The organism is Stappia sp. MMSF_3263 (assembly GCF_030733745.1).
Lineage (GTDB): Bacteria > Pseudomonadota > Alphaproteobacteria > Rhizobiales > Stappiaceae > Stappia.
This window is the reverse complement of the sequence record NZ_JASHIK010000007.1, coordinates 159,219-171,190: the sequence shown is the minus strand read 5'-3', so window position 1 is coordinate 171,190 and position 11,972 is coordinate 159,219. Positions and strand designations below refer to the sequence as shown.

The window sequence follows — 11,972 nt, the reverse complement described above, 5'->3', positions numbered from 1 at the left end:
GCGCGGGGTTGGCGCGCGCCCTCGTCAGAGTTCGACGATCTGCTGGTCCTTGAGCGTGATCCGCCGGTCCATCTTGCCCGCCAGCTCCATGTTGTGCGTGGCGATCAGCGCCGCCAGTCCCGAGGCCCGAACCAGCGCGACGAGCGCATCGAACACATAGGCGGAGGTCACGGGGTCGAGATTGCCGGTCGGCTCGTCGGCGAGCAGAACGCGCGGCGCATTGGCCACGGCCCGGGCGATGGCGACGCGCTGCTGCTCGCCGCCGGACAGTTCCGAGGGCCGGTGATCCGCGCGCTGGCCGAGCCGCATGTAGTCGAGCAGCTGGCTTGCCCGTTCGCGCGCCTCGCGCTTGTCGAGCCCGCGGATCAGCTGCGGCATCATCAGATTCTCCAGCGCCGTGAATTCCGGCAGGAGATGATGGAACTGGTAGACGAAACCGACCTCGTTGCGGCGAATGCGGGTGCGGTCGGCATCTTCCATGGTGCCGCAGGCGCGCCCGCCGATATAGATCTCGCCGCTGTCCGGCCGCTCCAGCAGCCCGGCAATGTGAAGAAGCGTCGACTTGCCCGCGCCCGACGGCGCCACCAGCGCCACCAGCTCGCCCGGATGGAGGGCCAGATTGGCGTCGCGCAGGATGTCGAGCCTGCCCTCGCCTTCGCGGAAGCCCCGGTTGATCCCGGCAAGCACCAGCGGCAGTCCGCCCGCGCCCTCGATGTCGTCCTGGTCCATCGTCATCGTCATTCGTACCTGAGCGCCTCGACGGGATCGAGCCGTGCCGCGCGCCAGGCCGGATAGAGCGTCGCCAGCAGCGACAGCACCATTGCCATGACGACGACCGTGATGGTTTCGCCCGTGTCCATGTCCGCCGGCAGCCGGCTGAGGAAATACAGTTCGGGCGAGAACAGCTCGGTGCTGGTCATCCAGGAAATGCCCTGGCGAATGCTTTCCACATTGAGGCAGACGACGAGACCGAGCGCGAAACCCGCCAGCGTGCCGACAATGCCGATGCTGGCGCCGGTGATGACGAAGATGCGCATCACCGCGCCGCGCGTCGCACCCATCGTGCGCAGGATGGCGATGTCCCGCCCCTTGTCCTTCACCAGCATGGTCATGCCGGAAATGATGTTGAGCGCCGCCACCAGCACGATCAGCGTCAGGATCAGGAACATCACGTTGCGCTCCACTTCCAGCGCGGAGAAGAACGTCATGTTGCGCGAGCGCCAGTCGCTGACGAAGGCCGGACGCCCGGCCCCCTCCTCGACGAGTTCGCGCATGCGCCCGACGCTGTCCGGATCGTCGGTGAACACCTCGATGCCGGTGACGATGCCTTCCTGGTTGAAATAAAGCTGCGCCTCGGAAAGCGGCATGAAGGCGATGGTGCCGTCATATTCCGACATTCCGATCTCGAAGATCGCCTTGATCGGGTAGCCCTTGACGCGGGGCGTCACGCCGAGCGCCGTGACATTGCCGCGCGGGCTGACCAGCGTGATGGTGTCGCCAACGGAAACGCCGAGCTGGCGGGCCATGCGCGTGCCGATGGCAAGCCCCGTGCTGCTGTCGAAATTCTCGAACGTGCCGGAAGTGACGGTGTCGGAGACAAGCGGCAGTCGCCGCAGGTCGGTCTCGCGCACGCCGCGCACCAGCGCGCCGAAGGCGCCGGAAGGCCCGGAGACCAATGCCTGCCCCTCGACGAACGGCAGGGTGAAGGTGACACCCTCGAGATTCTCGATCCGCGCCGCAACGGCGTCATAATCGTCCAGCTCGCTGCCGATCGGCTGGATCAGCAGATGGCCGTTGATGCCCAGGATCTTGGAAAGCAGCTCGCCGCGAAACCCGTTCATGACGGCCATTACGATGATCAGCGTCGCGACGCCGAGCATGATGCCGACAAACGAAAAGCCGGCGATGACCGAGATGAACGCCTCCCGGCGGCGAGACCTCAGATAACGTCCGGCCAGCATCCACTCGAAGCCGGCAAACATCGGTGTCTCGCCCGATTTCGCCGATTTGGCCGTCGCCTTTGCGGCTGCCTTCATTCCCGTTCCCCGTTCCCGGTGCCCCGTGCCACCTGCCTCGCATCTCCGGTCTCGGGCCCTGCCGGCCCCGATGGAGCGAATTCAACCCGCGGACACCTCGTTCGGCCCCGCATCCTCAAACGTCGAATTCAGCCGCTCCCCGAAAACAGGGATCTGATGGTGCCTCTCGGCTTCCGGCATCTGCCCGGGCGCGATCCGCACGATCCGGCAAGCGCCGAAACCGGGCCGACAACGCTCCGGGATCAGCCGACGAGTTCGTCGACCAGTCGATTGACCGCCTCTTGCGGCGAAATGGTGACCCGCTCGCCGCTGGCGCGATTCTTCAGTTCCACCACGCCGTCCTTCAGACCGCGCGGACCGACGATAAGCTGCCACGGCAGGCCGATGAGGTCCATGGTGGCGAACTTCGCACCGGCCCGGGTGTCGACGTCATCCACAAGCACCTCGATCCCGGCCGCCGACAGTTGCCGCTCCAGGTCGTCGCAAGCCGCGTCCGCCGCCTCGTCGCCCGGTTTCAGATTGACCAGCCCGACATGGAACGGCGCGACCGATGCCGGCCAGATAATGCCGTCATCGTCGTGATGCGCCTCGATGATCGCACCGAGCAGGCGCGACACGCCGACCCCGTAGGAGCCCATGTGCACCGGCACATCGACGCCGTCGGGACCGGTGACCTTCGCACCCATCGGCTCGGAATACTTGGTGCCGAAATAGAAGATGTGACCGACCTCGATGCCGCGCGCCGACATGCGGTCATCCTCGGCAACCGCGGCATAGGCGGCCTCGTCATGCATTTCATCGGTCGCGGCGTAGGGCGTGGTCCAGGCTTCGATGACCGGCGTCAGGTCGGAGCTGAAATCCGTCTCCTGGCCCGGGATCGGCAGTTCCAGGATCGCCTTGTCGCAGAACACCTCGCTCTCGCCCGTGGAGGCGAGAATGATGAACTCGTGGCTCATGTCGCCGCCGATCGGTCCGGTGTCGGCGCGCATCGGGATGGCCTGCAGCCCCATCCTGTCGAAGGTCCGCAGATAGGCGACGAACATGCGGTTGTAGGCATGGCGCGCGCCTTCCTTGTCCAGGTCGAAGGAATAGGCGTCCTTCATCAGGAACTCGCGGCCACGCATGATGCCGAATCGGGGACGTACCTCGTCACGGAACTTCCACTGGATGTGGTACATGTTCAGCGGCAGATCGCGGTAGCTCCTGACCGAGGCGCGGAAGATGTCGGTGATCATCTCCTCGTTGGTCGGGCCGAACAGCATGTCGCGCTCGTGGCGGTCCTGGATGCGCAGCATCTCCTTGCCGTAGGCGTCGTAGCGTCCGCTCTCGCGCCACAGGTCGGCCGGCTGGATGGTCGGCATCAGCAACTCGTGCGCACCTGCCCGGTTCTGCTCCTCGCGCACGATCTGCTCGATCTTGCGCAGCACCCGCAGACCCATCGGCAGCCAGGCATAGATGCCGGCGGCCTCCTGGCGGATCAGTCCGGCCCGCAGCATCAGGCGATGCGAGACGATCTCCGCCTCCTTGGGCGTTTCCTTTAGGATCGGAAGAAAGTAACGGGAAAGGCGCATCGACGGGATCTCGGGCTCTGGTATGCGGGGGAACGGCGCCGGAAGCGACGCCTGAAGTTTCGGCAGTGAAACCGCATGCGCCGCAAAAACACAAGCCCCGCCTTGCCGATACGCGCCCCCGCGGGGCGAAAACAGTCTCACCGTCCGGCAGCCGGAGACTTCAAGACCCGCCCAGCAAAAAAAATGGGCTTCTCCTGCACAAAATGGTGACAAGACGATAACGATGCGCTATTGTCCGTCCTCATAACAAGGCAAGAAGTCGCAAGGCTTACGAAGCCGAATAAACAGACATCGCGGTCTGAGTCTTGGGAGGAAGAGCCTTCTGGCGCGTCTTGATAGACCGCTGCCCGCCGAACAGATTTATATTTGCCTTTGGCGCATGAAGGTGCGATACGCGAAACCTAAAAAGCAAGGCCTTGTGCCTTGCTTTTTCTTTTTCCGGCCTTCGCTTTATTTGAACGATTACCTCTGACAGGCATTCAAGTACGTGTCTTCGGTTCCGAAAAACCGAAAGCGCGTTCCGCAGAGTTCCTCCCCGGCCCCCGGGCTTTCATTCCGGAAGCCGGCGGCCTAGCCGCGCTCCTCGAACCAGCGGTCCAGCGTCTGCACGAGCGGCGGCTTGCCATTGTCGTCCGGCCAGGAATCGACTGCATAGGATGTTCCGTTCGCCGTATCGCGGATGACGGCGGTGGCGTGCGGATACCGTCCGTCCAGGAAGAAGCCGCGTGCAACCGGCCCGGACACACGGTGATGCTGCAGATAACCCTTGTCCGCCATGACCAGCAGCAGGCTCGTCGTGTTGGTGGCCTCGTCGATACAGTCCATCTGGCCCGGTACGCCGGAATTGTGCAGGTCGTAGCCGCCGACATCGCCCTGCGAGCCGACAATCGGACCGATGGCGCGTTCGTGCCAGGCAACCGCGTCCGCGATCGCGCGCCGCTCGGCCTCGGGCGAGGCCCGGCCCTTGGCGAGGATCGACTTCAACCGTGCAAGATGGCGCCCCGACAGGTCGACGGCCGTCTTCCGGGCGCATCCGAATGCGTGGCAGACATAGATCCGCGTGCCCTTCGGCGCGACGCCGTCATGCGCGCCGTACCAGGCCCTTGCAGGACCCGCCGACTGCCCGGCGCAGCCCGCCAGCAGAGCCGCGCATGCGAACATGCCGGCCAGCCTGACCGCCTGCCTGGCCCCGAGCCTGGCAGCAAGCCCGGCGACCTCGTATCGAATCATGAATGTTCCCCCCGCATGTCCGCTCTTCTTATCGCCCCTCCGATTGCCTGATGGAAGGGGACGCGCTAAGTCACCGCGCAGGTATATCGGCTCCGGCTCGCCTTGCCGGACGCCACGAATGCGAAGGACAACGTTCATGCAGCCAGTTCATGTTGTCGGTGGCGGGTTGGCCGGATCCGAAGCAGCCTGGCAACTCGCCCGGCGCGGCGTCCCCGTGATCCTGCACGAAATGCGCCCGACCCGCGCAACCGATGCGCACAAGACCCAGGACCTTGCCGAGCTGGTCTGCTCGAACTCCTTCCGCTCGGACGATGCGGACCAAAATGCCGTCGGCCTGCTGCATGCGGAGTTGCGCGCGGCCGGTTCGCTGATCATGGCCAGCGCCGATGCGCATCAGGTGCCCGCCGGCGGCGCGCTTGCCGTTGATCGCGACGGTTTCGCCGCCGCCGTGACCCGGGCACTGGAGGCCCACCCCCTCGTCACGATCGAGCGCGGCGAACTGACCGCCTTGCCGCCGGAGGACTGGGACAGCGTCATCGTGGCGACCGGTCCGCTGACCTCCCCCGCCCTGTCGCAGGCGATCCTGGACGCCACCGGCGAGGACGCTCTGGCCTTCTTCGACGCGATCGCGCCGATCCTGCATTTCGACAGCGTCGATCTCGACATCTGCTGGTTCCAGTCGCGCTACGACAAGGTCGGTCCCGGCGGTACCGGCAAGGACTATATCAACTGTCCGATGGACCGGGCCCAGTACGACGCCTTCATCGACGCGCTGATCGCCGCGCCCAAGGCCGAGTTCAAGGAATGGGAGGAGAACACCCCCTATTTCGACGGTTGCCTGCCGATCGAGGTGATGGCCGAGCGCGGCCGCGAGACCCTGCGCCACGGCCCGATGAAGCCGATGGGCCTGACCAACGCGCACAAGCCGACGGAGAAGCCCTATGCGGTGGTCCAGCTGCGCCAGGACAACGCGCTTGGCACGCTCTACAACATGGTCGGTTTCCAGACCAAGCTGAAGCATGGCGGCCAGCTTGAGGTGTTCCGGATGATCCCGGGACTGGAGGACGCCGTCTTCGCCCGCCTTGGCGGGCTGCACCGCAACACCTTCCTCAATTCGCCGAAGCTGCTCGACGGCACGCTGCGCCTGAAGGCGCGCCCGGGGCTGCGCTTCGCCGGCCAGATCACCGGTTGCGAGGGCTATGTGGAATCGGCGAGCGTCGGCTGCATGGCCGGCCTCTTCGCCGCGGCCGAGCGCCTGGGGACGCAGTGCCCGCCGCCGCCGCCAACGACCGCCATGGGCGCATTGCTCGGCCACATCACGGGCGGCCACATCCTGCGGGACGAACCTGGCCCGCGCTCGTTCCAGCCGATGAACGTGAATTTCGGACTGTTCCCACCAGTCGAGGCGCCGAAGGTCGACGACGAGGGCAAGCGGCTCAAGGGCAAGGACAAGACCAGGGCGAAGAAGCTCGCGATGACCGGCCGGGCGCGGGCCGATTTCGCCGAGTGGATTGCAGCCTCCGCGCCCCTGCCGCTGGCGGCGGAATAGCCCCCAAGCGGAGGCCGGGCTTCAGCCGGCCCCTGGAGGGACCCTGCGCCCTGCCTTCCGCGACGCCCGCCAAAGCATCCAGTTGCGCCGCAGTGCCGACAGTTCCGCCCGATCGCTCAAGGGATCGAAACCCGGCCGCTCGATCCGGGCAAGCAGCGGCTCGACCAGGCACACGGGCAGGAAGGCGGGCACGATCTCGCGGGAGACGCAGCCGATCCCGGCGCGCGTGCGCGCCAGATGCTCACGCGCGATGCCGGCAAGCGTCGCGACAGCCTCCTTGAGCTCGGGAGTACACTTTGCCGCGAACATGTCTTCCGGATCGACCCCGTGCGCGTCGAGCAGGTCGGCGGGCAGATAGAGCTGCCGCCGCCGCGCATGCCACGGCAGGGCCCGCAACAGGCCGGTGATCGCATAGGCTACGCCGGCATGACCGGCGACCTCCGCGGTTCCCGGATCCTTGCCGCCGGCCAGGATGATCGCCGCGAGCTGGATCAGCGCCGACGAGGTCTCCCCGGCATAGCCTTCCAGATCCCGAACGCTCGGCATCGGGTCGTCGTAAAGATCGAAGACCCGGGCGTCTATCAGGTCGTGAAAGGCGGAGAGCGGCAAGGCATAGGCCGCGATCACGGCCCTGATCCGGCCCGCGACCGGATGCTGGTCGACATCGGAACCGGGCGGGGCGTCCAGCGCATCGCGCCACCACTGGAAGCGGATCTCCCCGGGCATGGGATCGGAGACGATCTCCCGGGCGCGCGCGATCTCCATGTTGAACGCATAAAGCGCGGCAAGGGCCGAGCGCGCCGGCTCCCCCGCATAGAGCAGGGAGAGATAGCGGTCGAAATCGTGCTGGCGGACGAGCGCGAGGCAGTGATCGCCCCCCGCCGTGTCATCGGCTGTCATGAAACGACACCTAGCGCGGCGGCGGAAAAAGTGGAGAGCGGTCTTGTCCCGTGATCCGCATCATCCGACCGCCAGCAAAACGGCCGCGACGGCCCGGTCCTCGGAAAGAAGCACGTTGTAGGTGCGCACCGCCGCGCCGGTCGACATCGGGTCGGCCATGATGGCGGCGGCGCGGACGGCCTCGCGAAGCTCCCGCTTCAGCGGCACGAGGCCCTCGCCGGTTCCCACCAGGAGCACCTCGATATCGGCTGCTTCCTCGAACACCTTCTCAAGCGCTGCGGTATCCAGCTCCGATGCAGATGTCGCCTGGAACCCGTAGATGCCGCTCGGCACGCACAGGATCGAGCCGCGATGCGACATTCCCGCGAACCGGAAGCCGCCATCGCCATACGCCTCGATCGGCGCGCGCCCGGGAAAATGTGCATCCCGGATGACGATGCCTTGTCCGCGCCCGGCCATCACCCGCTCCCGCTCAGGCGGAAGCGGCGGAGCCGGAAGACCCCTCGTCCGCCTTGTCGGCATCCGCGCCCCCGTCACCACCGGTGACGCTGGAGGGACGCAGCTTGAGAAGGATCAGGAACGGAGCGGCAAGGAAGATCGAGGAATAGGTGCCGATCACCACGCCGAAAATCATCGCCAGGGTGAAGGAGCGGATCACCTCGCCGCCGAAGGAGTAAAGGGCGATCAGCGCCAGCAGGGTCGTGACCGACGTCATCACGGTGCGCGACAGCATCTCGTTGATCGAGCGGTCAAGCAGTTCCGGCAGCGCCATCTTCTTGTAGCGCCGCAGGTTCTCGCGGATGCGGTCGTAGACGACAACGGTGTCGTTCAGCGAATAACCGATGATTGTCAGGATGGCGGCGATGCTCGACAGCGAGAACTCCAGTTGCAGCACGACGAAAAGGCCGACGGTGACGACGATGTCGTTGATCGTCGTCAGGATCGCGCCGACGGCGAAGTGCCATTCGAACCGGAACCAGATGTAGAACAGGATCACCACCAGCGAGGCGATAACGGCGATCATGCCGGCTTGGGCAAGTTCACCGGAAACGCGCGGGCCGACCACCTCGACACGGCGGAACTCGACGCTCTCGCCGAAGATCTCGCGCACCTGCGAGACCACCGCCTGCTGAGCAAGCTCGCCGCCTTCGGGCTGCTGCACGCGCACCAGCACCTCGTCTTCGGCGCCGAACTGCTGCACCTGCACATCGCCCAGATTGAGCGTGCCCAGCTGCGTGCGGATCGCGGAAATGTCGGCCGGCGATTCCATCGTCTTCATCTCGAAGACCGTGCCGCCCTTGAAGTCGATGCCGAAATTCAGCCCGACGGAAAAGAACAGCGCGATCGACGCGAGAAACATCACGGCCGAGAGCGGGAAGGAAACGCTGCGCAGCCACATGAAGCGGATGCGCGTGTTGTCCGGGATCATTCTCAATAGCATGGCTTGGGTCCCCGGATGGTCAGATCGGCAGGTGGCTCGGGCGCTTCCAGCGTACCCAGAGAGCCACCAGAAGGCGCGAAACGGTGAAGGCCGAGAACACCGTGGTGAAGATGCCGATCGCCAGCGTTACGGCGAAGCCCCGGATCGGACCGGAGCCCAGCTGGAACAGGATCAGCGCGGCGATCAGCGTCGTGATGTTGGCATCGAGGATGGTGCCGAGCGCGCGCGAGTAACCGGCATCGATGGCGCTGATGGCGGAGCGCCCCGCCCTCGCCTCCTCGCGAATGCGTTCGAAGATCAGCACGTTGGCGTCGACCGCCATGCCGATGGTCAGCACGATGCCGGCAATGCCCGGCAAGGTGAGCGTCGCCTGCAGGAAGGTCAGCGCGCCGAAGATGAGGATGATGTTGGTGGCAAGCGCCAGATCGGCGATCACGCCGAAGCGCCCGTAGGCCAGCACCATGAAGCCGATCACCAGCGCGGCGCCGATGATCGATGCGATGCGGCCGGCATCGACCGAATCCTGTCCCAGGCCCGGACCGATGGAACGCTCCTCCACGACCGTCAGCTTGGCCGGCAGCGCGCCGGCACGCAGCAGCACCGCAAGATCGTTGGCGCTCTCGACGGTGAAGCTGCCGGAAATCTGCCCCGAACCGCCGGTGATCGGCTCGCGGATGACCGGCGCCGAGATCACTTCCTGGTCGAGGACGATGGCAAAGGGACGCCCGACATTGCGCTGGGTGACGACCGAGAAGGTGCGTGCGCCGGAGGTGTTGAAGCGGAAATTGACCACCGGCTCGTTGGACTGCTGGTCGAAGGCGACCTGCGCGTCGATCAGGTCCTCGCCCGACAGGAGCGGGGCTTCCTCGAGCAGATAGGGGAACGGCGGGTCCTCGGCCGAGTACATCACGACCGTCCCGACCGGCGGGCGGGACTGCATCGCCTGTTCCGCCGACATGGACTGGTCGACCATGTGGAAGGTGAGCTGCGCGGTCTGGCCGACAAGCTCCTTCAGCCGCTGCGGGTCGCCCTCGCCCGGCGCCTCGACAAGGATGCGGTCCTCGCCCTGTCGCTGGATGCTGGGCTCGGTGGTGCCGAACTCGTCGAGACGCAGTCGAATCACCTCGATCGACTGCTGCACGATGGAGCTGATGCGCTGCGACAGTCCCTGCTCGGTATAGGAGAACCGCACGAGGCCGTCATCGGCCACGGTCATCTCGAACTCGTCGACGGCCTGACCGCCGAACACGTTGGTGACGAGCGGGTTGGTAAGCGCGGACAGGCGCGTGCGCGCTTCGTCGAGACGCGTCAGGTCGCGAATGCGCACCTGCGTGCCGTTGCCCTGCACGCCAAGGCCCGTGTAACCGATGCGCGGTTCGTCGCGCAGGGTCTGGCGAATGTCGCCTTCCAGCGTCTTCAGCCGCTTCTGGATGTAGTCGGCCCGGTCGACTTCATAAAGCAGATAGGCACCGCCCTGCAGGTCGAGACCCAGCACGATCCGGCTCTTGGGGAGCCAGTCGGGCATGGCCCTCAAGGTCGCGGGAGACAGGAAGTTCGGCAGGGTCGTGATCGCCCCGACGAGAATGACGAGGACGATCAGGGTGATCTTCCAGCGCGCGAAATAAAGCATGGCGTTGCCGTTTCTGCTGTGCCGTCGGCGCGACCCGTCAGGCCGCGCCGGGAAAAAATGGCATCAAGGCCGGTGTCAGCCGTTGTCCTTGACCGGTTCGGACTTGGACCGCACTTCCGTGATCATGCTGCGCACGGCGCGAACCTTGAGACCCTCGGCGAGCTCAAGCTGGACTTCGCTTTCGTCGACGACCTTCGAGACCTTGCCGATGAGGCCTCCGGCGGTCACCACCGTATCGCCACGACGCAGGTTCGCGACCAGTTCCTGGTGCTGCTTCATACGCTGACGCTGCGGGCGGATGATGAGGAAGTACATGATCACGAAGATCAGGACGAACGGAAGGATCGACATCAAAAGGTCGGGGGTCGAGCCCCCGGCACCCTGTGCGTAGGCGGGCGAAATCAGCATTAGCGTCTCCCTGGCCGGCCCTGCCCCTGCGTCCTAGCGCAAGCACGGCAAGTCACCGGCAACTGAACCAAAAGTCGCGCGGACTATACAAGTCGCGCCCGGCTTTGCAAGGCGAACCGGTGGATGGGCGGAAAGCTCCACGCGGCCTTTCCCGGTCTTGGGACACGGGCGCCGGCATGCTAGGTAACCGGCATCCTCCCTGCGGTCCTCCCCCCGGCCGCCAACAGACAACCAGAACAAAGACCCACGGCACAGATATGGATCCCCAGCAACACGACAAGTCCGAAATGACCGCCATCGCATCGCGGCTGGACACACTCATCGGTCTCATCGCACGCGCGGTGCCGCCGGAGCACGCCGCGCCGGACTTTTCGGCAGCCGACGCCTTTGTCTGGCACGCGGGCGAAGCCACGCTCGAACCGGTCGAGCGTGTCAACAGGATCGACATCTCGCTGCTCCAGGGCGTCGACCGGGCCCGCGACCAGCTGGTCGACAACACGATGCGTTTCGCCAGCGGCTTTGCCGCCAACAACGTGCTGCTGTGGGGCGCGCGCGGCATGGGCAAGTCCTCGCTGGTCAAGGCGACCCACGCCCATGTCAACGCCCTGCTCGCACGGGACGGCAAGGATGACCGCCTGAAGCTGATCGAGATCCACCGCGAGGACATCGAGAGCCTGCCGGCCCTGATGAAACTGGTGAAGGCCGGCGGCCACCGCACCATCGTCTATTGCGACGATCTCAGCTTCGACAGCGGCGATGCCTCCTACAAGTCCCTGAAGGCCGCGCTCGACGGCGGCATCGAAGGACGGCCGGAGACGGTGCTGTTCTACGCCACCTCCAACCGCCGCCACCTGCTGCCCCGCGACATGATCGAAAACGAGCGCTCCACCGCGATCAATCCCGGCGAAGCGGTCGAGGAAAAGGTCTCGCTCTCCGACCGATTCGGCCTCTGGCTCGGCTTTCACAAGTGCAGCCAGGACGAGTTCCTGGCGATGATCGAGGCCTATGTGGCCCATTACGGCCTTGACCAAGACGCAGAGACGCTGCGGGCCGAGGCGCTGGAATGGGCGACGACCCGCGGCAGCCGTTCGGGCCGCGTCGCCTTCCAGTTCATCCAGGACCTGGCCGGACGCATGGGCAGGAGTCTGCAGGGCTGATCCGGGCAAGCACGGAACCGCAGGTTGAACAGGCCGCCCGCCGTCCCCAC

General features: G+C 65.7%; 11 protein-coding genes. 2 read left to right on the top strand and 9 right to left on the bottom strand.

Annotated elements, in window-relative coordinates:
* Window positions 1-24 precede the first annotated feature (24 nt).
* The 4 genes from RBB46_RS10355 to RBB46_RS10340 all read right to left on the bottom strand — a co-directional run bounded on the left by RBB46_RS10355 (window position 25) and on the right by RBB46_RS10340 (window position 4,837).
* Window positions 25-741 (bottom strand): ABC transporter ATP-binding protein, encoded by a 717-nt coding sequence (locus RBB46_RS10355; protein ID WP_306028899.1) that lies wholly within the window; start codon window positions 739-741, stop codon window positions 25-27.
* Window positions 738-2,036: a lipoprotein-releasing ABC transporter permease subunit gene (locus tag RBB46_RS10350; RefSeq protein WP_306028898.1), complete on the bottom strand. Its 1,299-nt coding sequence runs from the start codon at window positions 2,034-2,036 to the stop codon at window positions 738-740. Before RBB46_RS10350 ends, RBB46_RS10355 begins: the two co-directional genes overlap by 4 nt.
* Before the next feature lie 242 nt (window positions 2,037-2,278).
* Window positions 2,279-3,607: a proline--tRNA ligase gene (gene proS / locus RBB46_RS10345; RefSeq protein ID WP_306028897.1), complete on the bottom strand. Its 1,329-nt coding sequence runs from the start codon at window positions 3,605-3,607 to the stop codon at window positions 2,279-2,281.
* Window positions 3,608-4,177: 570 nt separating this feature from the next.
* A complete protein-coding gene (locus RBB46_RS10340; RefSeq protein WP_306028896.1) occupies window positions 4,178-4,837 on the bottom strand; it encodes a hypothetical protein in 660 nt (219 codons plus the stop codon).
* Between the two features lie 136 nt (window positions 4,838-4,973).
* On the opposite strand from RBB46_RS10340, the gene trmFO reads away from it, so the two are divergent.
* Window positions 4,974-6,386, top strand: a complete 1,413-nt coding sequence (gene trmFO / locus RBB46_RS10335; RefSeq protein ID WP_306028895.1) for a methylenetetrahydrofolate--tRNA-(uracil(54)-C(5))-methyltransferase (FADH(2)-oxidizing) TrmFO — start codon at window positions 4,974-4,976, stop codon at window positions 6,384-6,386.
* Window positions 6,387-6,407: 21 nt separating this feature from the next.
* On the opposite strand, the gene RBB46_RS10330 is transcribed toward trmFO, so the two are convergent.
* The 5 genes from RBB46_RS10330 to yajC form a co-directional block, all read right to left on the bottom strand.
* Window positions 6,408-7,286, bottom strand: a complete 879-nt coding sequence (locus RBB46_RS10330) for a phytoene/squalene synthase family protein (protein WP_306028894.1) — start codon at window positions 7,284-7,286, stop codon at window positions 6,408-6,410.
* Between the two features lie 60 nt (window positions 7,287-7,346).
* Window positions 7,347-7,745, bottom strand: a complete 399-nt coding sequence (locus tag RBB46_RS10325; RefSeq protein ID WP_306028893.1) for an Mth938-like domain-containing protein — start codon at window positions 7,743-7,745, stop codon at window positions 7,347-7,349.
* A gap of 13 nt (window positions 7,746-7,758) precedes the next feature.
* A complete protein-coding gene (secF, locus tag RBB46_RS10320; RefSeq protein WP_306028892.1) occupies window positions 7,759-8,727 on the bottom strand; it encodes a protein translocase subunit SecF in 969 nt (322 codons plus the stop codon).
* 19 nt (window positions 8,728-8,746) lie between these two features.
* Window positions 8,747-10,357: a protein translocase subunit SecD gene (secD, locus tag RBB46_RS10315; RefSeq protein WP_306028891.1), complete on the bottom strand. Its 1,611-nt coding sequence runs from the start codon at window positions 10,355-10,357 to the stop codon at window positions 8,747-8,749.
* 75 nt (window positions 10,358-10,432) lie between these two features.
* Window positions 10,433-10,765: a preprotein translocase subunit YajC gene (yajC, locus tag RBB46_RS10310; protein ID WP_306028890.1), complete on the bottom strand. Its 333-nt coding sequence runs from the start codon at window positions 10,763-10,765 to the stop codon at window positions 10,433-10,435.
* Between the two features lie 287 nt (window positions 10,766-11,052).
* Here yajC and RBB46_RS10305 point away from each other — a divergent pair, with 287 nt between their 5' ends.
* Window positions 11,053-11,922, top strand: coding sequence for an ATP-binding protein (locus tag RBB46_RS10305; protein ID WP_336623155.1), 870 nt, complete (start codon window positions 11,053-11,055; stop codon window positions 11,920-11,922).
* Window positions 11,923-11,972 lie beyond the last annotated feature (50 nt).